This window comes from Microcoleus sp. K4-B3, assembly GCF_036704615.1.
Taxonomy (GTDB): Bacteria; Cyanobacteriota; Cyanobacteriia; order Cyanobacteriales; family Microcoleaceae; genus Microcoleus.
In genome coordinates this window covers 24585-50131 of the sequence record NZ_JAUBSF010000044.1, presented here as the reverse complement: position 1 = coordinate 50131, position 25547 = coordinate 24585, and the positions used below count along the sequence as shown (strand labels likewise).

The window sequence follows — 25547 nt, the reverse complement described above, 5'->3', positions numbered from 1 at the left end:
AATGCCCGATGCCCGATGCCCGATGCCCGATGCCCGATGCCCGATGCCCGATGCCCGATGCCCGATGCCCGATGCCCTATTCCCTCTGGCTGACTCCGCAAATTGCGGCTAACAGCAACCAGCTTGTAGTATTGAGTCGAAAATCAAACAGCGTCACATCTACAGTGTTAAAAAGCGTACAGGCAGCGAAGGCTAATAAATAACTGAAAAAAATTAGGCGATCGGCCGCTCTTACCTCTTGACCAACCACCGGATTTGTGATACTAGATATTGAGTTTTGATGGAACACTAAAGCATTTGCCGCTACTTCCTGTGTTGCTATTTGCTCCGGTTTAATATCCACAGAAAAAAGCGGCCAATTCGCCAGCAGCAAAACACCCCTAGCCAAAACCCAACCAACTAAACCAAACAACAAAAGCGTTGCGGGTATTCCCGTTTCCGCAGTCAACATCAGTATCAAACTGTGAGGATGACCGAGCCATTCTTGCATCTGAGCTTGATAGAGAGGCGTAAAATTTCGCAATCCCCAACCAGTCCAAGGACGCTGCTGAGTCATCGACCAAGCAAATTCCCACTGAGTAGTTCTCAAAGTAGCAGTTGGCCGATTTGGAAACATCTCGTCGGTGAGTCTAGCCCAGAAAAAAGCCGGGATAATTCTTCGCAAGTACTGCCGTAAAGGTTCGGGGCCAAAGGCAGACAAAAAAACTGTGGTAGCCACACCAAAAACCGCCGCTAATAATTTTTTATAACCCGCATAAAGTGCAAAAGCCAAAACTGCCACAACTGCCAGTCCCCAAGCATTGCGAGAATTAGTAAAAATCAAAGCAACAGCATTTCCGATCGCTGCAAAACTTAAAAATAGGAATCGGTAATTGGAAAGCGGTAATTGGAAAGCGGTAATTGGGAATTGGGAATTGGGAATGGGTAATTGGAAATTGGGAATTTGCAATTCATTAATTATTTCCTTCTGCCTTCTTCCCTCTGCCTTCTGCCTTCTGCCTTCTGCCTTCTGCCTTCTGCCTTCTTCCATCCACAGTCCCAGTGCTAAAATAAAAGCAATTGTCAGATAGCAAGCTAAAATATTAGCGTACATAAATACAGAAGCCATGCGACCGGGGGGATTGCCTTTAGGTTCGAGTACCCAGCCAAAAATAGGCTGCAATCGATCGTCGATGTCGCTCCAACCTAAAAATTGCTGTCCCAGACCTAAAATGATGACGGGAATTGAACTAATTACAATCATCCAAGACAATTGCCGCAATTGAGCCGGAGTTTGAATTAAGTTGCTGAAAGCGGCAAACAATATAAAGAACGGCAAGAAATTGCACAACCCTAAAAAAGCCTCGATGCGGTTGTTAGCAAAAACCGCTGTGATTACTAGCAGCGCGCTCAGAATTGCGAAGCCGCGATTCAGCGGGCGACGACTAATTTGACGGAAGTTTTGCTTGCAAGTGCCGGCCAATCCCAGGAATAAACTTAAAGCTCCCAAAATCGGAATTAAGGGAAAAATCAGCATCCCCACTTGAGCGAAATTCCAAGGGATTTGCAGGCGGCGATCGGGATGTTTTTGGAGGCGAGACTTGAGATTTTCGGCTGTCAGTTTGGCAGCTAATTTCAACCGATTTTTGATATTCACCCACACTCCCAATCTCAAATCTAAAATCTACAATTTACCATCGTTAAGCTAGTTCCCAAACGCATTCCGATCGCGTCAGGCGAATTTGAGCTAAGGCAAAAATGGTCGGGATAATTCGGCCGTAGTTCGTGGAAATCGATCGCCAACCCAAATCCGCAAAAAACCAAGTCCACATCACCGGGCCGAGCAACGAAAATACGCTCCGCGTCGCACCGTAACGAGCAGCACTCACCGCCATACCGCGCCGCGCCGTCTGAATTGCCACATAATTTTGAAACTGGGTTGCTGCGGTTGCAGTGCCTGCAAGCACTCCTTGTTTTGCCATTTGATAGGTGGCAAAATGCAGCGCAAATTGATTTGCCATTAGTTTGAGCAACATTGGTTTTAAGATGGAACTAACAGCTAAAGCGCTGCCGCCTTTGAACAGCAAACCGAGCGGGTCTTTTTCTGCTGAAATGGGCAGGGGTTCTGAGAGTTTAGAATCAACGATCGCTCGCTGTACGCGCACTGTCAGCGCTTGCTGTTCCTCTGCAGGTAAACGCTTCCACGCGCGGCCCATTAAGTGCAGAAATACTTCTGCCTCTAAGTCGGTGGTTGACAACTGTTTGGGATAAGGGATTTTGAGATAGCGACAAACTTGAATTAGTGCTTGTCTGTAAGTAACTTGTTGGGTTCGCCCTCTGAGTACCGTCAACCCGTCGGCTGCAAGATAGCGAAACCGCTGTTCTACGGCGTCGAGCCATGCTTCGCGATCGCGACTTTGTATGTCTATGGGTGCGGGGGTTTGCACGTAATCTAAAGGGTTAAACTTGCGGCTGAACAGAAGTTCTGTTAGTTGCTGCAATTCTTCTTCTGTTGTCAATTCTAGTGCGGCTCTGAGTTCGTCCAAGACTGTTGCCCTCCCCTATTCGATTTTAGATTTTAGATTTTAGATTTTAGATTGCTGCTGGTAGACAACCATTGGGATTTAGGATTTACCCACAGTGGCATTTTTTTATCCGGTCTCAATCATGGATTCGTGCTGTCCTTTATTCTACTACTTGGTGCAGGGCGATGGCGTCGGGCCCTCGCCCGTGCTACGGCTCTTTTGAGTCATCGGTAAGGTACAAATTCAGCTCGCAGCCTTTAAGCTGATGTTTAGATTCACAAGGCTGACTGATTGATTATGTTCGATGTTGCGGTGATTGGTGCGGGTATGGCGGGGCTGAGTTGCGCTCAACGGTTGCGTCAAGCTGGTTATTCTGTGGCGGTTGTTGAGAAATCTCGCGGCGCGGGGGGACGTGTTGCTACCCGCCGCGTACAGGGCACTAGGGCAGATCACGGGGCGCGGTATCTCGAACCCCAGGGGGATGCGGTGCAGGGGTTAATTGAGGCTTTGGTCGATCGGCACATCCTCAAACTCTGGACTGATACTGTCTGGGAATTCAGACAGGGGGAACTTTCTGCTATTCCTAATTCTTGTTATGTCGCACCTGCTGGAATGAATGCTGTGGGTAAGTATCTGGCGGAGGGTTTAGAAATTTGGTTTGGCCGCCGCGTAGAAGCTATTTCTACTACAGATAACCAAATGTGGCATCTTTCCCTAGAAGTTACTGATGACTATTTACAGACGCCTCAAGAATTGATTGCTAAGGCTGTGGTTGTGGCAATTCCTGCTCCTCAAGCTTTAATGTTTTTGAATTCGGAAATTGGTTTTAAATCTGATTTTCTTGACAAATTGCATTCTGTGGAGTACGACCCTTGCATTACGGTTATGGCTGGCTATTCTGCGACAAAACAGCAAGATTTAAGTAATCTAAATCCGCAGTGGAAATCTGTTTCTTTTCCTGATAATTCTGATTTAGCTTGGGTTGGCTGGGACAGCAGCAAGCGGCTTGAGTCGCAGCAGCCGGTGTTTGTGGTTCACAGCAGCGCAAATTTTGCCGATCGCTATCTAGAATCTGTTGATTTGCCAACAGTCGGTCAAGAATTGCTCGATCGCACTTCTGAATATTTAATCCCTTGGCTGAAGCAGCCGGAATGGTTGCAGGTTCACCGCTGGCGCTATGCTTTTTGTCGAAATCCTTTGCCTGTTTCTTGTTTGCCTGCTGGGGGGAATTTGCCGCTGGTTTGTGCCGGGGATTTGTGCGGGGAAGGTCAAATAGAAGGTGCTTTGCGCTCGGGTTGGGCGGCGGCTAATTGGGTGAATTCTCAGTTGCAAAATTTGCCCTTAGATTCCAGCCTAAATTGGTAACATGGCTACAATTAAGGTATCGATTTTGCCTCTAACGTTATGATTGCCATCCCGTCTGGGTTTAGCCCCGAAGATTACCTTGCCCTCGAACGTGATAATACCGTCCGGCATGAATATCGGCGCGGTTTGGTGTACGCGATGGCGGGAGGTAGCGATGACCACAGCCGTCTCTGTATTAATTTTATAACTGCGATTAACCTTCACCTGCGCGATGGTGACTGTCAGTTTTTTTCGGCTGATGTCAAGGTGAATTATGGGGATGCGTTCTTCTACTATCCAGATGCGTTTGTCACTTGCGATCCGCGCGATCGCGAAGATCGTTATGTGAAGCGTTATCCCAAGTTGATTGCTGAGGTTCTATCCTCTTCGACTGAAAACTTCGATCGGGGTGAGAAGTTTGAGGATTATCAACAGCTTGAATCGTTGGAAGAGTATGTTTTAATCGCGCAGAACCAGATGCGGGTGGAGTGTCGCCGTCGGGTGCAGGATGCGAGTTCCCTGCGGTGGGAAACGGTGGTTTATGAAGCAGGCGATCCGGTGAGGTTGCGCAGTATTGGGCTGGAGATGGCCATTGAGGAGTTATATCGGGGTGTGAGCATACTCTGAACTCCTGAGATTCGATCAATTCAATTGCACTAACGGTTTCCTTCTAGCACACGAGATAAAGGCGTGTTGTGGCGTTCTTCGGAACCATCCCCACTGGCTAACTCGATCGCAATTATTGGCACCATATACTCGCGCCACAGCACGTAAGAGCGGCGAATTTCTCCGTCTAACAAAGGCGGAACGTTCGGGACGTAGAACCAGTCAGGGGCTTCGGCTCCGCGTTCGGGTGGGTCGGTTTTGCGACAGTAGATGCCGCTATCCTGCCCGATCGCATATTGTCCGTCGGGTGAAGCGTTTGCAGTGTGCTTTCTAGGGAGTCTGTGAGCAGAATAGTCTGCGGATGTTCTTGGAAGTTCTTCAGGAACGTGCCGTCAGATTCGGGGAGTTGAGTGCGATCCGAGAAGGCGGGGGGCAACCCTGTCGCACTGACACTTTGGGTCATGGCTGATACGCTATCGACTCGCGATCGAACTGATGCTCTGTTATACCATAGCGACTGTCGATCCATTTCTGTGACCCAAGATAGCCATCGTTCTGAAAAATCGAGCAATCTTCATACAAAAAAATGGAAAAATGGTGTAATCTCCCACTTTTCCAAATTGTTATTTTTGTGCTGTTTTCTGGTTTTGTAACTCTTGTTCTTGCATCTGCAATAACTCGGGAACTGTTACGAAAATGTAGCCTTCCTTTCTCAATCGAGCAATAATATCAGGCAAAGCTTTTACAGTTCTAGATCGATTGCCGCCGCCGTCGTGCATCAACACAATGCCGCCGGAATTTGCCTGCCTCATCACGTTGTCCATCAAAGATTCCGTAAGAGTGCGCCAATCAAAAGAATCAGCAGACCACATCACAACTGCATAATTTTTCTTTTGAGCGTAAGCTACCAATCCATTGTTTAAAATGCCTCCTGGCGGGCGGAACATAGATGTTTGGACGCCCGTCAACTTCTCAATTAAGGATGAAGTGCGATCGATCTCGCGAGCTGCACCGTCTTCGTTATACTTAAGGTATTCGTGGTTCCAAGTGTGGTTGCCGATCGCGTGACCTGCTGCTGCGACCTGTTTGCCAATTTCGGGAGAAGTTTGCAGGTATCTTCCTACCCAGAAGAATGTAGCCTTAATATTATTTTCCTTGAGAATATCTAGGATTTGTTTAGTTGTTGTCGGCCAGGGGCCGTCGTCAAATGTCAGGGCGATCGCCTTGTGCTGGGAGTCGAGTTTCGCCTCACGAATAGTTGTACCTTGAAACTGCGACAGTACGGTTGATTGAAAGCGCATTTCCTGCAATTGGGCTAGAGCCTGTTGGGACAATTCAACTCGATGGGCGATCGCCTCGGAGAACTTATTAATATTGAACATCGGCTGTTGTTCTTGCGACTGGGATACGGCCAAGACTTGCGCCTGAATCGGTTCCAATGGCTGATTTGCCCGCAACTTAATCGGCAACGTCACACCCAGCAAAAAACTTGCTGTAGCGGCCAGAAAAGCAACGATTAACGTTTTTCGCCGCCTCAACAACCGTTTCATTTTTGTCACGTCATTCTCTCCTTCACACCTTGCACAGTTAATTCTAGATTTTATGCTGATATCAAGTTAATCCACTTTAGAACAATACTTCGGAAAGTTTTTGATTGCCAACAGTAGAAGTAGGGTTCCAGGGCAATATGCTTGCACAGGACAACGCTGACTACAATCTCAAAACCTAATTTCAATTGTGCGGACTCGCGGCCTTGCTAAACCAGCTTTGGTTTCTTCGTAGATTTATCGTGACTGGTCGCAAAACTCGTAGAAACCCGGTTTCTAGCTACCTATGCGCGGGCAATGAAACTGTCGGAAGTATTGTTAGAAGATACTCTTAAATTAGATGGCACCTAAAGATGCTACTGCAAATGACCGATCGCGGGGAAGTCCGTCCGGATAAAAAAATTTAAGACTTGTGCGCCAGAAATCTCCTAACCCATGAAAACGCGGGATGCTTGAACTTTTTCCCCAGCTAGGGGGACGGCGCTCCAATCGGGTTAATGGCACGATATTCTTAGGGACTCAGACCGCATCGGCCCGCGCCCCTACCTGACACTGCAAGTTGGTTTAACCGGATTTGATATGAGGCGATCGATCGGGCGCCCCCAGCGTCGTAAAATTAACTTTTAGGGCCGATTCTCTGTTTGTACAAGCCGACAATCCGATCGATAACTTCAGCAACAGTCAGATTGTCGGTTTGAATTTCCACAGCATCGGCCGCTTTGCGCAAAGGTGCAACCTCGCGGGTGCTGTCCTTTTCGTCCCGTAGGGCGATGTCTTGTTCCAACTGTGCCAAGCTAATATTAGCCCGATCGGTGTCTTTAAGTTCTAACAGCCGCCTGCGCGATCGCTCTTGTACCGAAGCCGTCAAAAAAATCTTCAGTTCCGCGTCGGGAAACACGTTAGTGCCGATATCGCGGCCTTCTGCTATAATTCCGCCTTTTGTGCCGCAGCGCCGCTGTTCCTCCACCAGAAACTGTCGCACGGCGGGAATTGCCGCCATTTCCGACACGCGGGATGTCACTTCCAAACTGCGAATTGCTTCGGTTACGTCTTTGCCGTTAATCTTCAACATCTTTGATGCGGGATCGAGGTTGTATTCCAAATAGCTGGAACTGACTAATTCGGCGATCGCGCATTCGTCGGAAATCGGCGTATCTGTTTTCAATGCCAGCCAAGTCAGCGCCCGATACATCGCGCCGGTATCCAGATAAAACAAGTTCAGAGCTGTTGCTGCAAGGCGAGTTACAGTAGATTTGCCAGCTCCCGCCGGGCCGTCGATCGCCACAATTGGCCGGCGGTTCCTAAGAATTATATTGTCAATCAAGCGAGTAGAGCCGACTCTGGCTGCCACGGCTAAAAGTCCTGCTGTTTCCACAACCTGCAAGGGCGTCAAAGTGTCGGGATCGACGAGTTCGGCGTATTCGAGCTTGACTGCGGGCTCTCCTGCGACTGCTGCGTGCGCGGCAGCGAGTGCGGCCGCTGCGGTGCGATCCCCTGAAGCAAAAGTTTCCGAGGCTTGTTGCAGCGCGCGGTAGAGTACGGAGGCTTGCTGTTTTTGCTCTACTGTTAAATACTGATTGCGAGAACTCATTGCCAGTCCCGACTCTTCGCGGACGATCGAACCAGCGACAATCTCTACAGGCAAGTTCAAATCAAAGACCAGCTTCCTAATTATTGCTAGCTGCTGGGCATCTTTCTGACCGAAATAAGCTTTTGTCGGCTGCACCAAACTCAAAAGTTTAGTCACAATTGCCGCGACGCCCTGAAAATGACCGGGCCTCGACTTGCCGCACAAAACCGATGTCATCGCCGGCGGCGGTACTACTTGAGTTAATGATGAAAGGTGAATCTCTATATGTTTTTGGGCGGTTTTCTCTGTTTCTGTGCGTGAAGCGAAGCTATCCCGTAGGGAATCGACCGCTTGGTTGCCGAACATTTCCGTTGCTGAGGGAGCAAAAATGACATCAACCCCAGCTTGTTCGCACAACAGCCGGTCTTGCTCGAAATTCCGAGGATAATCTTGAAAATCTTCTGTTGGCCCAAATTGCAGCGGGTTGACAAAAATGCTGACCAGGGCGATCGCATTTTCTTGCCTTGCCCGCTGGATCAAGCTTAGATGTCCTGCGTGCAAAGCTCCCATCGTCGGCACCAAACCGACTGTCACATGAGGTGCAGCAGACTTTTGTGAATTTAAGTAGCAGCGAAGTGCTGCAATGGTAGTAAAGAGGCGCACCGGTAGAATCTCCTGAAGGCATTCGGCAGAATACAGAATTTATTTGTCAGAATTTGTTCGATCTGACCTCTTGCACCGATGTTAGCAACAAGCTCGCGTACAAGAGAGCGGGACTATGGCGACGAGTGCAAGATGTGAGTTTTATTGTAGTTTCTGCCTTCTACACTTCGGATAAATTTTGTATTCTGCCTTAGAGTACCGTTCAGCGTCCAACTGTTGTTTGCTGCTGCGGTTCGATCACTTCGATTTCCACTCTCGCAACGCCGCTGCTCATCATTCCCAGCACGCTGGCGGCGCCGGCGGACAAGTCAATGAGCCGATCGCCCACATAGGGGCCGCGGTCATTAATGCGGACGACTACGGTGCGGCCGTTGTCGAGGTTTCTCACCATGACTCTAGTTCCGAAGGGCAAGTGGCGGTGGGCTGCGGTCAAATCATTTTGATTGAAACGCTCGCCGCTGGCGCTGAGGTTGCCGTCAAATCCCGGGCCGTACCAGGAAGCCCAGCCGCTGAGGCGCAATTGAACTGGGCCCAGAGACAGCACGGGGGGTTCTGGCTGGGGTCTGCCTGCGACTTCTTGCAGGGGTGGGGCGTTACCCAGAAGGCGGCGGAGGCGATTGGTTGCTTGCAGGGCGTCTCGGCTAAAGTTGCTGGTGGTGTCCGGGAGCATGGTTTCGGCGTTGATGTTTACCAAGTCCTCACCGTTTGCCTGGATAATGTAGCGATCGCCTTTTTCCCACTTAACGGTAATGCTGTTCGGATCGATGTTGTTGCGGGCTAGCTGGTTGAGTCTTGCTGCTAAGCTCGATGCCCGCCACACCGGATCGGATTCTTGGATGCGGTCGTTGCTGGCAATGTTTCCAACTTTGGGATTTTCTTTGGCGCCCGCTACTTGCATCTGACTGCTAGCACCGGCTTTGCTGTCGCCAGTTTCTCCCAAAAGCGTGTTTTTTTCCGGACTGGCGTTCACAAAGGTGATGACTGGAATGTTTCGCACGTAGACTGTCGCTGCTTGTCGCCCGCCCAAGTCGTGGGGCTGAATTTTGGCGATCGAGTCTCGGTCAATGTCAGCTCTTGCTTGGTACTGATACTGTCCGACTTTTTGTGCTTCGACCCGAGTCGCGTTTAACTGCGGGGACGGTTCGGTGGAAATTACTTGCTTAGAAGCCTGAGAGTTTTGCTTGCCGGCACCTGTTGCTTGTGCGTGACAAGAGGATGCCGTTCCTACCACAGGAACTAACAGGACAGCGAGTAGAGCACCAACAAATTTTTCCTTCATACGTCCATTTTTGTGAAGAGCCATTGCCAACCGAGATTGGAGGATTGGCCGTTTGGCGGCGGGCGTCAAGGATTTCTCTCTTGCCCTCCGCCATTCCCCCGTGAGTCAAAGCAAAGTATCGGGGTGCGTTTTTGCTTTAATGCTTCAGCCCCAAATAAATTTGGCTGAAATTTCCCTGACACTTGACAACTCATACTCGATTCGCAATTTGTGTTTTGTTCACGAACTGCAACAGACTACCACAAACTTTTGCGGTTGGGGATCGCTGCGATCGCGATTTTCACCAAATCTTCATTAAATTTTCTCAGAACTCTCTATCATAAAATCCTTTAGTTCTAGTGCTTACAGCCGTTTCAGCCATTCCTGAAAAATTTACAAAATTTTACACAAATTTATTGTTTTTTGTGGGCTGCCAAATGGCTAGTGTGAAAAAAGCTGTTTGTCAACTGTTATCGGAATAAACTAAAAATTAGAAATCGATTTGGCGGACTTATGGATTATCGAGAAGCAGGTGTGGATGTTGAGGCGGGCAGAGCTTTTGTCTCGCGCATCGGGAGTATGGTCAAGAGCACGCACCGATCGGGTGTTTTGGGCGGATTCGGCGGGTTTAGCGGTTTTTTCAGCGTCCCGGAGGGTTTAAAAGAGCCGGTGATGGTTTCGGGTACTGATGGCGTTGGGACTAAGTTGAAATTAGCCCACAATCTCGATCGGCACGACACGGTAGGTATCGACTTGGTGGCGATGTGCGTCAACGACGTGCTGACATCCGGGGCCGAACCCCTCTTTTTTCTCGATTATTTAGCGACGGGAAAGTTAAATCCCGAACAATTAGCTGCGGTGGTGGCCGGGATTGCTGACGGTTGCAAGCAAGCGGGCTGTGCTTTGCTCGGAGGGGAAACGGCAGAAATGCCCGGTTTTTACCAAGCGGGAGAGTACGATTTGGCGGGGTTTTGCGTGGGAATTGTCGAAAAGAGCAAATTGTTGGACGGTTCGCAGGTGCGGGTAGGAGATGTCGCTGTGGGGCTGGCGAGTTCGGGCGTGCACAGCAACGGTTTTAGTTTGGTGAGAAAAATTGCGGGCGATTGGGGTTTTGATTGGCATTCCCAACCCGAACATTTAGGCGGCAAAAGTTTAGGAGAAGTGCTGTTAACTCCGACTACAATTTATGTTAAACCAGTCCTCGAAGCAATTAAGAGCGGTTTAGAAATTCACGGCATGGCTCACATTACGGGCGGCGGTTTGCCGGAAAATTTGCCCCGCTGTTTGGGAGCAAATCAAGCTGTGAAAATTGACAGCAATAGCTGGCCAAAATTGCCGATTTTCCAGTGGATTGCTGAAGCAGGACAAGTTGCAACAGCAGATATGTTCAATACTTTTAATATGGGGATTGGGTTTGTGCTGTTGGTCGCTCCCAGGGAAGTAGAACAGGCTGTTAAATGGTTTGAATCTCAGGGAATTGGTGCTTGGGCGATCGGCGAAGTAATTGAGGGGAACGGAGAATTAATAATGGGCTTCGATTAATTTTAGTTGAATGAATCTAAAAAAAATCCTTTTTTTTTTAGGGTTAAAAGCTTGACTCTAAGCATTCAGTAAAGTACAATTAAATAATGGGAATGGTAGCAAAATTTAAATTTAAGCTACCACTCCCATTATCTAATTGTACCACAATAATTCCCAAAAAGTCAATAGGTAATAGTTTCTTTTTTTAGGGCGGATTTTTCAACAATATTTTCAGAAACTCGGTTTATTGAACAATACCTTCACCAACTTTAGTTGGTATTCATGACTTTTAATATGGGCATTGAGTTTGTGGTGTTGGCCGATCGCCCAAAAGTAGAACAGGCTTGTTAAATAAGCTGTGGGTGATGACAAAACTCCTGGCAACTTGGGCGATCGGGTGCGGTTGAATTTCGATACTAGCTTTACTGGAACTGATCGTTTGAGAACGCGGCTGCAAGCAAGAAACAACGCTCGGTACGATCGCCCTACCGCCACTCCCATGACTCGCACCAACTTTGACGGGGATAGCGGCCCTCAAATCACCCTCGATAAAATCAGCTAGGGAGCATCTCACTTTTGCAACCAAGCTAGAAATTGGAGTTTTGAGGCAGGAGGCAGGAGGCAGGAGGCAGGAGGCAGAAGGAAAGAGGAAGAAGGAAGGAGCCACAAGAAGTATTTTTACAAATATGAGATGCTCCCATTAGCTATCAGTTCCTCATCGGGAGCCGCACTAATGTTGAAGTTGGGGCAAAAAAACTTAGTTATGATGATGTAGCTCCTTTAATCAACCCTTATTTTGATAGTGCAGCCCAAGGCGCACTTTCTCGGTTTGGAGCGTTCAACCCCGCTATTTACAACACTCCCGGAGAAACGGGAATTGCCATTAATCAACAATTGAGCGACCAACTAAATCTAACTTTGTCTATCTGACAAATACCGCCGCTGACTCTACACAAGGTAACGGACTTTTTAACGGTAGCTACGGGGCACTGGCTCAACTTACTTACTCGCCAAGTTCCGAGATCGATTTAGCGTTAAGTTACGTGCGAAGCTACTCTCGCAAAAATGATGTTGACCTTTCTCTCGGCACCGGCAGCAATAACCCCAATCAACCATTCAATCAAAGTGCCACAAGAGGCAACCATTTCGTCGCGTTCAAGCAAGCAGGCGCCCCTCGTCTCGATTTGCACTTTCAGGGTGGGATACGTAGATGCTCAGCAGTTGTCCGGGGGCGATGCAAAAGCGGAAATTTGGAACGGTGGAGTGACTTTTGCTTTTCCAGATTTGTTCTCCGAAGGCAATGTCGGCGGCCTGATTATTGGCGTCCCGGCAAAGGTGACTCGCAAGGATATTAAAGAAAACAAAGACAATGCTACTTCTCTGCACGTAGAAGCTCTCGACCGCATCTAAGTCAGCGATTTTATCAGCGTTACGGCGGAAGTTTATATGATTACAAATACGGATCGCAACTAGGACAACGGTACAACATGGGTGGGAGTTGTGCGGACGAGCTTTACTTTCTAAGATGTTAAAAATTGTGCATAAATGACCTTTTTTAAAGATAAGTTTGTGGCAAAATTATCTATTTTTATTTCGGAACATATCAATACCTTTATAACCGGGATTTTTACCTTTATCAAAGGCTAATCAAGCAGTTTTTTTGTCAATTAAACCCGGTTTTTGGCAAGCCGTGCGTCCAGGATAATATCTTCCTTTACAAGGGTGACTTGATTCCGATTTGTGGTATGTTTTGTTGGCGAAGGGATTTTTTAGGACAATATTAGATATGAAACGTTTAAAATTAAAATCCATGCTGGCGGCGATCGCGATCGCCTTTTGTTTAATTGCGATCGCCAGCTACGCCCAAGCCAACAAGACTTTAACACTGGCGACTTCCCCAGACTACCCGCCCTATGAATTTAAAGATACGGCTGTTAGCGGCAACGAAATCATCGGTTTTGACATTGATATTGCCAAATATATTACTAAAAAATTAGGCTACGAGCTGAAAGTAATTGGCATGGATTTTAACGGCTTAATTCCCGCTTTGCAGGCGGGAAGAGCAGATTTTGTGATGGCTGGAATGACTCCCACAGCAGAAAGGAAAAAAAATGTTAATTTTTCTGACCTTTACTACGAAGCTCAAAATACAATTGTTGCGAATAAAGGCAGCAATTTGACCAAAGCTGATGATTTAGCCGGCAAAAAAGTAGGCGTTCAACTCGGAAGCATTCAGCAGGAAGCTGTGAAAAAAATGGCCGGGGTGCAACTCGTTCCTCTGAATAGGATTCCTGACATCATTCAAGAAATTAAATCGAACCGTCTCGCGGCGGGAGTGATCGAGGATACTGTCGCTACGGGTTATGCAGCAGCGAACCCGGACTTGGAATTTAACACAATCCCGAATACTGAAGAAAGCGGTTCGGCGATCGCCTTTGGCAAAGGTTCGAGATTAGTTCCAGAATTCAACCGAGTCCTCCAACAAATGAAAGCCAGCGGTCAAATTAAGGAACTAGCTACTAAGTGGTTTTCTCGACCGATTCCGCAAGAACCTGCTCAAGCAAATCAGCCTGCTGTAGCCTCCAAGTTCGGGTTAGATTTTGCCAAAATCTTGCCGAGTTTGCCTTATATTTTGTCCGGTATTTGGGTAACGCTAACTTTTACCTTGCTGTCGGCATTTCTGGGATTTATCTGGGGAATCGTGCTGTCTCTGTTTAAGATTTCTAGCATTAAACCGCTGTTCTGGTTTGCCACTGCTTACACCTCTATTTTTCGAGGAACGCCGCTAATATTGCAGTTGACTTTAGTTTATTTTGCAACGCCGCAGCTTACCGGCTATAATATATCGGCGCTGCAAGCTGGCGTGATTACTTTTTTCCTGAATTCTGGGGCTTATATTTCCGAAACAATCCGCGCGGGAATTCAAGCCGTAGATAAAGGTCAAAAAGAAGCCGCAGAATCCCTTGGCGTTCCCTACAAACTGATGATGGGCGATATTATCTTGCCGCAAGCGTTGAAAAATATCTTGCCTGCATTGGTGAATGAAAGTATTGCTTTGCTGAAGGATTCAGCTTTAGTTTCAGTAATTGGCGTAGAAGACTTGCTGCGCCGCGCTACAATTGTGGGAGCAGAAAAGTATATTTACTTTGAACCTTTGATATTTGTCGGCGCAATTTATTATTTGATGGTGCTTAGTTTAACTTGGGGGGCCAATGTACTCGAACGCAGACTCCAAAGTAGCAGTTAATGTCGATCGCCTGTATAAATCTTTTGGCAATCTGAAGGTTTTGCGCGAGATAACTACTGAGATTCATCAAGGAGAAGTGATTGCCATTATCGGCCCTTCGGGGTGCGGCAAGTCTACTTTTTTGCGGTGTTTGAATTTACTGGAAATTCCGACTTCGGGACACATATATATTGACGGAGTGGATATTACTTTGCCGAAGGCAGATATTATGAAAATCCGCCAGAAAGTAGGGATGGTTTTTCAGCATTTCCACTTGTTCCCGCACATGACTGTGCTGCAAAATGTCATCTATGCGCCTGTAAAGGTGAAGCAAATTGCTAAGGATGAAGCGCGTCTGAAGGGGTTAGAATTGCTGGAAAAAGTGGGTTTGTCAGATAAGGCAGAGGTTTATCCTTCTAAGCTTTCGGGGGGACAAAAACAGCGGGTGGCGATCGCCCGCTGTTTGGCTATGGAACCGGAAATTTTGTTGATGGACGAACCGACTTCTGCACTCGATCCTGAAATGGTTAAAGAAGTGTTAGATGTGATGAAAGCTTTGACGAAAACGGGAATTACAATGGCAATTGTAACTCACGAGATGGGTTTTGCGCGGGAAGTCGCCCACCGGATTTTGTTTCTGGATGGCGGAAAGGTGGCGGAAGATGTGCCGCCGCAGGAGTTTTTTAGCAACCCGAAGTGCGATCGCGCCAAGCAATTTCTGGAAAAAATGCTTTAATCTGATATCGCATCCCCAATCAAACAGGTTTGTTGTTCGATCGCACATAATCTAACATTCTCAGCCGGGGACTGACGGCGAAACAATTAAATTCACCTTTTTTAACTGTTTTTTTAACTGCGTCGATCGCGCTGCCGATCGAGTTTAGCTAAAAATGCACCGGAAACATCCGCCAGAATGCTAATTATCCGATACAAAGCCACCGCACTCAGAATTATACCCGTAGAAAAGCGATCGGACAGCAGGGCGATCGCCGTTGCTTCAAATACTCCCATTCCCCCCGGTGCACCCGGTACGACTAAACCGACAACAAACGCAAAACAAAAAGCACCGAACAAGTTGGGAATATTGCTAAAGTTCACCGGAGTTACAGCCATTACCGTTAGCAAAAAACCGCAGCCCCGCAATCCGATAAAACACATTTGTCCGATTAACGGCACTAAAGGATAGCGTTTTATTGGCAAATTAATTTTACGGCGGGACTTGACATTCGAGGTTTTTTTAGCTATATTTGAAGTAGACTCTGTAAAAAAATTTAGTCCCTCGCCCGCAGCCTCCCCAGTCTTTGAATTTTCCCCATTATTCTTTGATAACTTCAACCGCTCTACAAACAGAACGATCGGATTTAAAATTCGGGGATGAATCGCCGTCAAAATAGCAGCACAACCGACAAGCCGCAACAACCAATTGAATTTGTCAAAACAAATCAACCCAATCAGCACGCCAGCAGAAGCCATCAGCAGCGGTTCCAGCAACACGCTGAGAGTAGCAGCTTTCGGAAAAATACCAGCCTTTTTTGCGTCCAATATTCGACCCCAAAAATGCCAAATATTCCCCGGTAAATACTTGGCAATATTAGTTTTGAGAAAAACTTGAATTGCCCACGCGGCAGTTACAGGTTGACGGAATTCCCGCAAAATCAACATCCACACCCAGCCGACGAAAATTAGAGAAAATAAAGTGACGCCAAGGGCGATCGCCAGCAACGGAAAACTTTCGGCTCGAATTTGGATATTCGCGACTTCTCGCCAGTGAGTTAAAAAAGCTTTGGCAATAAATAAAAACGTCCCGCCCAAAATCACATAGCGCAAATAAGGCTTTAAATGCGATTTCGCGAGATTTAAAAAATTCTGAATTCGATGCAAGTGTTGTTTTCCCATTTTCCGATCCCGATTTTGAATTTGGGATGACTGCTTTCTTAACCACAATTTCATATTTCAATACTCCGGACTGTTTTTTTTGAACGTTGGAAGCATTGATATTTCGTTCCCGCTTGAACCCTGGAACCCGCATTTTCTCGTTTACCAGCACCTCATATCGAAATTTTGTCCGGACTATTGATATTTAAACTTTAAAATTTAGAGAGCTCGTATTTAAGGAGTATATTTTTATGGCCGGCCCGACTTCTGATGGTCTTTCGTATCTTTTAGACGATAGCCCCAATAGTTTAACTTTAACACCAGGCTTTTTGACTCCTTATCCTAACGGACTTTTTGCCCTCGGAGGCAACGATTTTATTGTCGGTGCCTCGGATGCCGATCGCATCAGCGGTGATAATGGTAACGATCGCATTCTCGGCGGTGGCAATTCCGATACCCTGTTCGGGGGTGCGGACAACGATTTGCTAAACGGCGGTGTCAGCAGCGACATCCTGTTTGGCGATGCCGGCAGCGATACCTTGCAGGGAGGTAAGGGAGGGGACGGCCTCAACGGCGGCGACGGCAGCGACGTTTTAGTGGGCGATGGGGGCAAAGATACGCTGACAGGGGGTTTGGGCCCAGATACCTTTGTCCTTCGCAGCAACTCCGCAGTCTCCGATCCGGCGGCAGCAGACGTTATTACTGACTTTAACAGTTTTGTGGATTCGATCGGACTGACTGACAATCTTACCGAAGCTGACTTGATTCTCGAAGAAATCTCGATCGCTCCCGGTATTTCCAATACATTAATTAAAATTCGCCAATCCAATGCTATTTTAGGCTTGGTAGCTAACGCATCTCCACAAGACCTCGCCGATACATTCATCTCTGCAACTACCGTATTGGGCAACCAACTGGATCGAGCTCGCGATTTAGGCGTTTTGGGCGGCACTCAAACGATCGCAGACTCGGTTAGCAACGCCCGGCCAGATGGCCTTTACCGCTTTACTTTGCCTGCAACTAGCGACTTTAAATTAACTGTCAGCGGTTTGACGGCGGATGTTGACGTTGCTCTAATTAAAGATATTAACGGCGACAATTCTATTGACTTCACCGATATTATTGCTTCTTCTCAAGAATCGGATTTATCGCCGGAGTCGATCGACCTCAACGCTTTGGCCGCAGGAACTTACTTTGTCCGAGTTTATCAATACCAAGGCAGTACAAACTTTAACCTAAATCTGTCTGCAACTCCTGCAACTGTTTCTCCTAACAATCCGAGCAACTTGCAGGGTTTTGACTCTCGTTTTGGGTTCGGTTTGGTGAATGCAGCGGCGGCAGTTGCTAAAGCTCAAGGTACTGCAACTTTTCCTGATGTTCCCGACTTGGGCGGCGACGAGTGGGGCAGAGATTTAATTAAAGCTCCAGAAGTTTGGGCGAAGGGCTTGACTGGAGACGGAATTGTGGTGGCAGTTATCGACAGCGGAGTTGACTACAATCACCCGGATTTGACGGGGAATATTTGGAGCAATGCGGGAGAAAGCGGTGTTGACGTGGCCGGTCGCAATAAAGCTAGCAACGGGGTTGATGATGACAACAATGGCTTTGTTGATGATTTCCGAGGATGGGATTTTGTCAACAGCGATAATGACCCGATGGATGATAACAGTCACGGCACTCATATATCGGGTTTAGTTGCTGCGAAAAAAGATGGGGTTGGGATTACTGGAACGGCTCCAACTGCGAAGATTATGCCTTTGAAAATACTCGATGAGGCGGGAGTCGGCAAAATTAGGGATGAAATTAATGCGATTAATTATGCGGTGGCAAATGGAGCTAAGATAATTAATGTGAGTTTGGGCGGTCTCCAGTTGAATGAAGAAGAATTGGATGCTATTCGAGTCGCTGAAGCTCAAGGGGCGATCGTGATTTCGGCGGCGGGAAATGATGCTCGCCCACAAGCTGATTATCCGGCTCGGTTTGCCAATGAGGTAGGAATTGCTGTCGGTGGTGTTAACCGAAATGGCTTGTTTGCAGATTATTCTAACCGGGCGGGTGCGGAGGCAATTAATTATTTTGTTGCTCCGGGCGGCGACGGTGGCAGGGCAGATTCGGGTGACGTTTATTCAACTGTACCGCTTTCTGAACCGGGGATTCCCTATCAATATTTTGCGGGTACTTCAATGGCAGTGCCGCAGGTAGCTGGGGTGATAGCTTTGATGTTGCAAGCTAATCCGAATCTGACTCCTGCTGAAATTAAGAGGATTCTTGCGGAAACTGCCAATCGAGCTGTTTGAATTTGATTTTGTGCGATCGATCTACAATCCTCAATCTTATACCAATTATTAACAGTAGGGACACGGCAATGCCGTGTCCTAATCCCCCCGCGCCGGACACGGCATTGCCGTGTCCCTACAGATGCTTGCGTACAATCTATCTGTATAGCTACTTTTGGGAATTGGTATTAAAAATTGGCGGCGTAACTTAAGTCAAATTGGCGGCACAGACTGATGCAGCAGTAGTTTGGTCGATCGAATACTAACTCGTAATTCATCTCGCCGTCTATTTTGGTGATGGGCTGCTTTAAGGGGATGCCCTGAATGTCATATTGGCGGCGTTCTAAGGCACTCCAGTCGATAATTTTGATGTCGATTTGGTTCTGCAACTCAGTTGCGATCAGATATAGTTGCATCTTGTCTTCAACTTTCCCTGTCAGGGGGATTTTTATTAACACTGACTGAGTGACGATGGGTTTTTGGTCGTTGGGATGTTTCTGGGTGTGGCAGCTTTTGAGTTCTATATCATAAGGTTCTACCTTGAATTTCTCTCCGCTGGCGATCGCAGACGAGTGCAAGTCTTTCAGGCACTTTTCTAGGTGAGGGATCAGCCCTAAGTCTGGATCGCACAGCAGTTTGCGAATATTCGAGGTTTCAGTGACTGTCATTGTAGATTTTTTATGTTATTTTTTGATTCTTAACTTCTAGCTTACCGCGAAAAGCAGCCCTATTGAACTATACTTGCGACATACTTCCCAAAAACCATTTTCTGGGCAGTATGTCTCGGTAAATAAGACATTTTTTGCCTTAATTCTTTCAGATTATTTTTTGGTAATTTTCCAGAGATTGAGCTCAACATTAGCGTCAGCCGGATCTATTTGATAATTTTGTTGCTGAATTGCCGATCGCAAAGTTGAGGACGGTCTGTATACAAACAACTCGCTGAAACCATCGGGAATTTTTGAGGGTTGCGGTTTTTTAAGTGCCAATTTTCGATTTTTGTAGCAAGAAGTGTAACAGCGGGGTTCTATTAGCAGTTTGACTTTTGGTTTGAGGTGATAACTTAAAGGCATCATATATGCGATCGGGGCATCGCTGATAATTAGGGGATTGCTGGCTTGATTTACAGTCTCAGCTACTTGTAATTCGGCTCGAAGCCAGCCGCTGCCTTTATTCCACCAAGTCTCTCTTTGAGAACTAACTCCACCGGATATAAGACCTGCGGCAAACAGTGCAACTATAACTATTCTCCACAGTTTTTGCTGTTTGAAGTTATCCAAATTGTTACTAATTTTCGCAGACAGTAGGTAAGCCACTGCTAGCTGAATTCCCACATAACAAGGAACTAAATATCGCGGATTTGCCGAGCGCCTCCCACCTTTCATTATATCAGGTACTGCTAAAAACAAAGCTGTTGTTGCAATTAATAACAATACTATCAACCACACTCGCTTTGGTGTATGTCGGCACAGAAAATAAAGGGCATAGCCGACTAAAGCTAAAATCATGATACCAACGGGAATTAGCAAGGCTAGTTGTGTGGCGTTGGCAGTTCCATCAATGCCAATATCAAAAAATGCTATGGTGACGGAACCAACCCACCTGCTGACTAATCTTAAGAAATTCGTCTGTTCTGCCCATGCTGTTGTGCTTCTAATTTGATTGAAGTTTTCTACAGTATTTATGAGGGAAGGCATGAAGCCGATAAAGGCGATTAAAGCTGCTACATAATAGGCAATGAATGTTTTAACATCGCGCCAGTTGGCAATGACTGCGACGTAGATTGCGTGGGCTGCGGCGACGCAGACAAATAACAAGTGGGTGTACAATCCCAGTGTTGCTGTGCCTGCATAAAGCGCCCAGGAAAGAACGAGGGCGAGAGGATTTTGATTTTCGTCAGGGCGCATTGCTCGCAGCAAGGCTGCACTCGATAAAATAGTAGTTACTGTCCACAAACTGTACTGTCTTGCTTCTTGGGCAAACAAGATGTGGTAGGGAGAAATTGCGAAAATGGCGATCGCCATCCACGCCACTGTTGAAGATTCAAATAACTCCCAAGCCAGCCAATAAATTGCGGGAAATACTAACAAGCTAATCACGGCGGCCAAACTTCTCATTGCTGCAACGGAACTGCCGAACCACTGCGCCCAATATCGCGCTAGTACGTAATACAGCGGCGGGTGTTGGGGGTCTTCTGTTGCTAAAGAATTCAGGGTATCGCTTAAAGTTTTTTCGGAATTTATCTGCTGATATTTTTGTAAATCCGCAGGCGAGGTTATTTTCTGGTAGGAAATTTGTTTGATGATTTCGGCTTCGGTGTAGCCAGAAACTCTCAAAGAAGTATATGTTTCGTCGAGCCAGTAAAATTTGCGATCGAGATTGGCGAAGCGAAATAAAATACCGATGACTAATACGGCTATAATTAAAAATCGCAGCCACTTGTCAAGTGAAGGGTTTTGAAAATTTAGTCGATCGCGATCTTTCGTAGATTCCATTTTATAACTAGCTCATATCGCAGAATTTTTTTCTGTTACCCCACAGTAAGGTGCGCATTGCGCACCCTACCAACTTAACAGCCAAAGTGAGGACTGAAGTCCTCACTGCCAACAAAGGAATGATTAATCATCCACTCCTTCAATCGGTGCAAAACCCTGCCGCTGAATATTTTCGGTTATGGTGCGGGGTTCGAGGAATTGCAGCAAATAATCCGGGCCACCCGCTTTAGAACCAACTCCCGAAAGTTTGAATCCTCCGAAAGGTTGCCGCGATACCACAGCGCCGGTGATTCCGCGATTGATGTACAGGTTTCCGACTTCAAAATCGGATGCGGCTCGATCGATATGCGAAGGCGTGCGAGAATACAATCCGCCGGTTAAAGCAAAATTCGTGCCGTTAGCAATAACAATCGCTTCGCTGAAATTCTTTGCCCGAATCACCGACAAAACCGGGCCGAAAATTTCTTCTTGGGCGATAGTTGCTGTCGGCGATACTTCCGTAACAATGACTGGGCCGACAAAATAACCGGTTTCCGGTGCAGGCATTTCTAAAGCTATTTTAGCTTCGGCGCGACCTTTTTCGATATATTCGCGGATGCGCGAATGGGCATTTGCATCGATCACAGGGCCGACTTGAGTGCCGGGATTTTCTGCTGCGCCGACATTGAGCGATCGCGTCGCTTCTACCAATCTTGCCACAAAATTATCGTACACGGATTCGACTACAATTACTCGCGAACAAGCGGAACATTTTTGGCCGCTGTAGCCAAATGCCGAATAAACTACGCCTGCAACTGCTTGGTCTAAATCCGCACTTTCATCGACAATAATTGCATTCTTGCCGCCCATTTCCGCAATTACTCGTTTCAGGTGTTTTTGTCCAGGCTGCAAAATCGCAGCATCGGCATAAATCTGACAGCCAACTTCCTGAGAACCGGTGAAAGTAATCATGTGAACGTCAGGATGTTTCACCATGTAAGCGCCGACGGTTGAACCTTTGCAAGGCACGTATTGAAATACGCCTTTGGGGATTCCGGCTTCTAGCAAAATTTCTGTGATTTTTGCTGCAATTACTGAGGAAACTTCCGCAGGTTTGAGCAAAGTACAATTCCCTGCCACCAGCGATGCAACTGTCATGCCCACAGGAATTGCGAGGGGGAAATTCCAAGGTGAAATGATTAAAGAAATGCCGCGCGGCTGATAGGTGTAGCGGTTGGTTTCTCCGGCTACGTCGTAATTTTTTCCTTGTTCTAACCGTTCCATTTCGTCGGCGTAGTACCGGCAAAAATCAATAGCTTCGGAAACTTCGGCATCGCATTCTCTGACAGGTTTGCCGACTTCAAACACCATCCAAGCTGATAGTTCGTGCCGCCGCTGTTCCATCAATTCTGCGGCTTTGCGGAGGACGCCTGCCCGCTGTCGGACGGGGGTTTTCCGCCAACTGGTTGAGGCTGATTTTGCTGCTTCAAGGGCTTGTTTGGCTTGTGCTTCGGAAAGCAATCCGATTTTGCCAACGACTTCTGTGGGATTGGAAGGGTTGAGGGAATTAACTGTTGCTTCAGTATTTTGGTACTCGCCATTGATTAGCGGTAAATAGGTTTTGCCTAAGTTGGCGCGCACTGATTTGATGGCTGTTTCTGCTTGTTGTCGCAATTTGGTATTGGCGTAGTCGGTATCGGCAACGTTGGGAAATACTTTGCTGTAAACTAGCTGGTCATTTCCGTTAGCAACTGGCGCGGCTAACAATTGTTCGATCGGCATTTCTTCGGAACTTTGCCGGATGAAAGAACTGTTGGCAGTATTTTCCAGCAAACGGCGGATTAAATAAGCCATTCCCGGCAGCAAATCGCCGTAGGGGCAGTAGACTCGGACGCGATAACCCCGATCGACCAAAAGCTTAGCCAATTTGTCGCCCATCCCGTACAGTACCTGCATTTCAAAGCGGCGGCGCGGGATGTTGAGAGTTTCAGCAATGGCGATCGCCCTCGCTTGCGATCGTACATTATGACTGCCAATAGCTGCATACAAATATTCGTGATTTTCGAGCAGCAACTGCGTCATCTGCTCGAAATTGGCATCGGTAGCAACTTTGTCATTGTAGACCGGCTGCGGCCAATCTTTCTGCATCGCTTTGATAGTTTCCTGATCCCAGTAAGCGCCTTTTACCAGCCGCACTGTTACCGGATTTCCGCGTTTTTTTGCCCAGGAAATCAGGTTTCGCAAATCTTGGGCGCTGTCGCGCAAATATGCTTGCAATGTAATTCCAATATCGGTGCGACTGCGAAACTCTTCTTCTAACAATAAGTCTTTGAGAATGCTCAGAGTCAAACTCTTGTAAGCATACTGTTCCATATCGAAATGAACGGCTGCTCCCAACTCCTTCGCGCGGCGCAGTAACAGGCGAATTCTCTCGCTTACTTTCTCCTCGCTACCTTTAGCATCCAACGGGTCAAACTGAGAATAAAAAGCCGTTAACTTTACCGATACTTGCACTCGCGGCAGAGTTTCGCCGTCAGCTTTGTCAATTGCATCTACCTGCGACCAATTCTTCGCTGCATTCGCCAGTTCCTCCATCAATTCCAAATAGCGGTTAAGATAAATTTGCGCCTCCGCTTCAGTAATGACAGCTTCCCCCAAAAGGTCAACTGTAAAACCCATTTTATCTTTGCGAAGTCGCTCTAAGGTTTTAATTACCTGCTTGATATTTTCCCCAGAAATATACTTGTGCGCCAAAGTTTCCACAGCAGGCGCCACCGTCGTCGCCGCCAATTGACCAGGAACCGAATCAGGGCTAGCAAAGTTGAGTAATTTTTTCAATGCTTCGGGCAATTCTACCTCTTCAGCGGTCAGGTATTCTTGCAAGTGACGGGCAATTTCCGGCCTGCTGCGGAGGGCCGGCAAACAGTCAATAAATCGAAACAACTGCACCCGCAGTCCAGGGCTGGCCATCGCCCAATCCATCAGTTTGTCGTCCCAGCGCATTTGGTCTTGGATTTGACCGAAAAAAGAGCGCTTTTTCTCTTGAGTTAGCCGCAGGATTTCTTTGGCAATTTCCTGGGTTTTTGCTTCGTAGATGTTTTCAGATACTTGTGCGATCATTGGTAATAAGTAATTGGTAATTTGTAATTAGCAACAGGGGGGGCTTATGTATTTTGTAACTACCCCCTGATACAATTATAGTTGCTATTTCACTTCAATTTTAACTTGGTAGTTTGCTTGGCGATCGCCGGAAATTTCAATAGTATAATCGCCACTACTGGCTAGTTGAGCTTCCCACTGACTTGTGCTATTTGCAGTGCCTACTTTTTCACCGTTAGGAGCAATAATTGCGGCGCTAACTTGACCTTCTTGAACATTTATTGTCATGCTTTGGCCGCTATTGCACTCCAGCAAGTAGCGCTTGGATATGTTGGCTCGCAAACTACTGCTCAGAATAGTTCCCGTAGCACCGGCTTGAAAGTTAACTCGCTCAGTTACAGGGGTTTCAACCGCAGCGGGAGAAGGAGAAGGAGAAGGAGAAGACGACGGCGAAGCAAGTTGCGGAACCCCAGACAGGGAGGGTATTTGAGTGGGATTGGGCGACGGGGCGGTTGCTGATGGCCGTGCCGTGCCTGGTGCTGGGGGAACTCCGGGCAGGCGGTTGGCGGGCGCTGCTGCGACAGGCGGAGGGCTTTGGGGGAGGGGTACGTCAGCGGGCAGTCTGATTTGAAGGTTCGCTCTTTCCTGATACATTCTCCACGCTACCAAACTGCCGAGACTGAGTACGGAACCGACTAACATTCCGCTAAGAAAAACTGCCAAAATTTGCCACTTTCGAGCTGGTTTCGGATCGGGACTTGCCGTTTGAATTGTTGGAGGCGGATAACTTGTAATTTGAGTTGTTTCCGGCGTACTATCGGCGGCAACTGGAATTGTTTCGGCTGCGTCGATTGGCGCTGAAATATCTTCGGGCGCGGCCATTTCAGCGGGAGTTTCTACTGATGCTGAAGGTGCATCGGCACTGGCAATTTCACTGCTATCGAACTCATCGCTAGCAGTGGAAATTGTTTCCGGTTGCTGAGTCAAAATTTGTTTTTTTTCCTGTTCGTCGCTCATGGGACTAAAATTATTTTACAAAGACCGCTTTTAGACATTTTACGTTACTGGTGCGATCGCCTGCACTGAAATTATCTAGCAGAATGAAGAAGGCACGACACGGATTTTGACAAGGATACACGGATTAATTATCGAGGGTTAGGCAAAAGTTAGAAGGAAGATTGTTCATCTGCATACAAACCTGCCATGATATTAGTCTATATCGTTCAACTTAATTACTGCTTCAATCTCGTCAGGAAATGCTTCAGCATAAGCCCAGGCATTTTTCAATTCGCTAGCACTAAGATGCGGATAATCTTCTAAAAGTTGAGCATCAGTTGCACCTAATCGACGAGACTCTACCAATCCCCAAACAGAAATTCTAGTCCCGGCAATCCTGGCATTACCGCCGACTACACCGGGAGTTTTTTGAATTCCCTGCCAAGTGTTGGCTAAACTTTGAGCTAATATCTGTATTGCTTGAGCTTTCTCGGGCGGAGTCAGGGAAAGCAGTTGCGGTTCTAATTTTTTTAGTGTCATAGTTAATCAGCGGTTTGGCTGCTGGGAATGTCGTATCTATATTATAGC

Annotated in this window: 19 protein-coding genes and 1 pseudogene; 8 read left to right on the top strand and 12 right to left on the bottom strand. The window is 47.2% G+C overall.

What is annotated here, in order from left to right; translation table 11 throughout:
- Positions 1-76 precede the first annotated feature (76 nt).
- Both QUA78_RS18795 and QUA78_RS18790 read right to left on the bottom strand, forming a co-directional pair.
- Complete coding sequence (locus tag QUA78_RS18795; RefSeq protein WP_333305714.1) at positions 77-1636, bottom strand: O-antigen ligase family protein; 1560 nt, start codon at positions 1634-1636, stop codon at positions 77-79.
- Positions 1637-1679: 43 nt separating this feature from the next.
- The gene (locus tag QUA78_RS18790) at positions 1680-2525 is read right to left on the bottom strand and encodes a YaaW family protein (RefSeq protein WP_333305713.1); all 846 of its coding nucleotides are present in this window, start codon (positions 2523-2525) and stop codon (positions 1680-1682) included.
- A 276-nt stretch (positions 2526-2801) separates the two neighbouring features.
- Here QUA78_RS18790 and QUA78_RS18785 point away from each other — a divergent pair, with 276 nt between their 5' ends.
- Entirely contained in the window at positions 2802-3869 is a 1068-nt protein-coding gene (locus tag QUA78_RS18785) for an FAD-dependent oxidoreductase (RefSeq protein ID WP_333305711.1), read from the top strand.
- Between the two features lie 39 nt (positions 3870-3908).
- Positions 3909-4475, top strand: coding sequence for a Uma2 family endonuclease (locus QUA78_RS18780; protein WP_333305709.1), 567 nt, complete (start codon positions 3909-3911; stop codon positions 4473-4475).
- A gap of 38 nt (positions 4476-4513) precedes the next feature.
- Here QUA78_RS18780 and QUA78_RS18775 read toward each other — a convergent pair.
- The 4 genes and pseudogenes from QUA78_RS18775 to QUA78_RS18760 form a co-directional block, all read right to left on the bottom strand.
- Positions 4514-4917: pseudogene (locus QUA78_RS18775) on the bottom strand (Uma2 family endonuclease); the annotation flags it as partial.
- 160 nt (positions 4918-5077) lie between these two features.
- The gene (locus QUA78_RS18770) at positions 5078-6004 is read right to left on the bottom strand and encodes a polysaccharide deacetylase family protein (RefSeq protein WP_333305718.1); all 927 of its coding nucleotides are present in this window, start codon (positions 6002-6004) and stop codon (positions 5078-5080) included.
- Positions 6005-6617: 613 nt separating this feature from the next.
- Positions 6618-8234, bottom strand: a complete 1617-nt coding sequence (locus QUA78_RS18765; protein WP_333305708.1) for a bifunctional pantoate--beta-alanine ligase/(d)CMP kinase — start codon at positions 8232-8234, stop codon at positions 6618-6620.
- Between the two features lie 202 nt (positions 8235-8436).
- Positions 8437-9513: a septal ring lytic transglycosylase RlpA family protein gene (locus QUA78_RS18760; protein WP_333305706.1), complete on the bottom strand. Its 1077-nt coding sequence runs from the start codon at positions 9511-9513 to the stop codon at positions 8437-8439.
- A 492-nt stretch (positions 9514-10005) separates the two neighbouring features.
- Here QUA78_RS18760 and purM point away from each other — a divergent pair, with 492 nt between their 5' ends.
- The 5 genes from purM (at position 10006) to QUA78_RS18735 (ending at position 14975) form a co-directional block, all read left to right on the top strand.
- The gene (purM, locus tag QUA78_RS18755) at positions 10006-11034 is read left to right on the top strand and encodes a phosphoribosylformylglycinamidine cyclo-ligase (RefSeq protein ID WP_333398963.1); all 1029 of its coding nucleotides are present in this window, start codon (positions 10006-10008) and stop codon (positions 11032-11034) included.
- 337 nt (positions 11035-11371) lie between these two features.
- The gene (locus QUA78_RS18750) at positions 11372-11575 is read left to right on the top strand and encodes a hypothetical protein (protein ID WP_333304625.1); all 204 of its coding nucleotides are present in this window, start codon (positions 11372-11374) and stop codon (positions 11573-11575) included.
- Positions 11576-12078: 503 nt separating this feature from the next.
- Positions 12079-12423 carry a hypothetical protein gene (locus QUA78_RS18745; protein ID WP_333398962.1) on the top strand — a complete coding sequence of 115 codons (345 nt, stop codon included), beginning with the start codon at positions 12079-12081 and terminating at the stop codon, positions 12421-12423.
- 376 nt (positions 12424-12799) lie between these two features.
- Positions 12800-14260 carry an ABC transporter substrate-binding protein/permease gene (locus tag QUA78_RS18740; RefSeq protein WP_333304614.1) on the top strand — a complete coding sequence of 487 codons (1461 nt, stop codon included), beginning with the start codon at positions 12800-12802 and terminating at the stop codon, positions 14258-14260.
- On the top strand, positions 14226-14975 hold the full coding sequence (locus QUA78_RS18735) for an amino acid ABC transporter ATP-binding protein (RefSeq protein WP_333304615.1): 750 nt from the start codon (positions 14226-14228) through the stop codon (positions 14973-14975). Before QUA78_RS18740 ends, QUA78_RS18735 begins: the two co-directional genes overlap by 35 nt.
- A gap of 113 nt (positions 14976-15088) precedes the next feature.
- Here the strand turns inward: QUA78_RS18735 and QUA78_RS18730 are convergent, their stop codons facing one another.
- Positions 15089-16189: a UPF0104 family protein gene (locus QUA78_RS18730; protein ID WP_333304616.1), complete on the bottom strand. Its 1101-nt coding sequence runs from the start codon at positions 16187-16189 to the stop codon at positions 15089-15091.
- A 176-nt stretch (positions 16190-16365) separates the two neighbouring features.
- Between QUA78_RS18730 and QUA78_RS18725 the strand changes: the two genes are divergently transcribed.
- Positions 16366-18411 carry a S8 family serine peptidase gene (locus QUA78_RS18725; protein ID WP_333304617.1) on the top strand — a complete coding sequence of 682 codons (2046 nt, stop codon included), beginning with the start codon at positions 16366-16368 and terminating at the stop codon, positions 18409-18411.
- A gap of 167 nt (positions 18412-18578) precedes the next feature.
- Here the strand turns inward: QUA78_RS18725 and QUA78_RS18720 are convergent, their stop codons facing one another.
- The 5 genes from QUA78_RS18720 to QUA78_RS18700 all read right to left on the bottom strand — a co-directional run bounded on the left by QUA78_RS18720 (position 18579) and on the right by QUA78_RS18700 (position 25499).
- Complete coding sequence (locus QUA78_RS18720) at positions 18579-19058, bottom strand: hypothetical protein (RefSeq protein WP_333304618.1); 480 nt, start codon at positions 19056-19058, stop codon at positions 18579-18581.
- Positions 19059-19211: 153 nt separating this feature from the next.
- Positions 19212-20885 carry a glycosyltransferase family 39 protein gene (locus QUA78_RS18715; protein ID WP_333304619.1) on the bottom strand — a complete coding sequence of 558 codons (1674 nt, stop codon included), beginning with the start codon at positions 20883-20885 and terminating at the stop codon, positions 19212-19214.
- Positions 20886-21008: 123 nt separating this feature from the next.
- On the bottom strand, positions 21009-23984 hold the full coding sequence (gene pruA, locus QUA78_RS18710; RefSeq protein ID WP_333304620.1) for an L-glutamate gamma-semialdehyde dehydrogenase: 2976 nt from the start codon (positions 23982-23984) through the stop codon (positions 21009-21011).
- An 84-nt stretch (positions 23985-24068) separates the two neighbouring features.
- Positions 24069-24980 (bottom strand): hypothetical protein, encoded by a 912-nt coding sequence (locus tag QUA78_RS18705; RefSeq protein WP_333304621.1) that lies wholly within the window; start codon positions 24978-24980, stop codon positions 24069-24071.
- A 192-nt stretch (positions 24981-25172) separates the two neighbouring features.
- Entirely contained in the window at positions 25173-25499 is a 327-nt protein-coding gene (locus QUA78_RS18700; RefSeq protein ID WP_333304622.1) for a DUF433 domain-containing protein, read from the bottom strand.
- Positions 25500-25547 lie beyond the last annotated feature (48 nt).

What these genes read in the sequence shown, in the direction of transcription:
- QUA78_RS18715 (WP_333304619.1), bottom strand. Translation starts at nt 20,885, where the DNA reads ATGGAATCTACGAAAGATCGCGATCGACTAAATTTTCAAAACCCTTCA.
- QUA78_RS18740 (WP_333304614.1), top strand. Translation starts at nt 12,800, where the DNA reads ATGAAACGTTTAAAATTAAAATCCATGCTGGCGGCGATCGCGATCGCC.
- pruA (WP_333304620.1), bottom strand. Translation starts at nt 23,984, where the DNA reads ATGATCGCACAAGTATCTGAAAACATCTACGAAGCAAAAACCCAGGAA.
- purM (WP_333398963.1), top strand. Translation starts at nt 10,006, where the DNA reads ATGGATTATCGAGAAGCAGGTGTGGATGTTGAGGCGGGCAGAGCTTTT.
- QUA78_RS18730 (WP_333304616.1), bottom strand. Translation starts at nt 16,189, where the DNA reads ATGAAATTGTGGTTAAGAAAGCAGTCATCCCAAATTCAAAATCGGGAT.
- QUA78_RS18735 (WP_333304615.1), top strand. Translation starts at nt 14,226, where the DNA reads ATGTACTCGAACGCAGACTCCAAAGTAGCAGTTAATGTCGATCGCCTG.
- QUA78_RS18780 (WP_333305709.1), top strand. Translation starts at nt 3,909, where the DNA reads ATGATTGCCATCCCGTCTGGGTTTAGCCCCGAAGATTACCTTGCCCTC.
- QUA78_RS18745 (WP_333398962.1), top strand. Translation starts at nt 12,079, where the DNA reads ATGATGTTGACCTTTCTCTCGGCACCGGCAGCAATAACCCCAATCAAC.
- QUA78_RS18720 (WP_333304618.1), bottom strand. Translation starts at nt 19,058, where the DNA reads ATGACAGTCACTGAAACCTCGAATATTCGCAAACTGCTGTGCGATCCA.
- QUA78_RS18725 (WP_333304617.1), top strand. Translation starts at nt 16,366, where the DNA reads ATGGCCGGCCCGACTTCTGATGGTCTTTCGTATCTTTTAGACGATAGC.
- QUA78_RS18705 (WP_333304621.1), bottom strand. Translation starts at nt 24,980, where the DNA reads ATGAGCGACGAACAGGAAAAAAAACAAATTTTGACTCAGCAACCGGAA.
- QUA78_RS18700 (WP_333304622.1), bottom strand. Translation starts at nt 25,499, where the DNA reads ATGACACTAAAAAAATTAGAACCGCAACTGCTTTCCCTGACTCCGCCC.
- QUA78_RS18770 (WP_333305718.1), bottom strand. Translation starts at nt 6,004, where the DNA reads ATGAAACGGTTGTTGAGGCGGCGAAAAACGTTAATCGTTGCTTTTCTG.
- QUA78_RS18760 (WP_333305706.1), bottom strand. Translation starts at nt 9,513, where the DNA reads ATGAAGGAAAAATTTGTTGGTGCTCTACTCGCTGTCCTGTTAGTTCCT.
- QUA78_RS18785 (WP_333305711.1), top strand. Translation starts at nt 2,802, where the DNA reads ATGTTCGATGTTGCGGTGATTGGTGCGGGTATGGCGGGGCTGAGTTGC.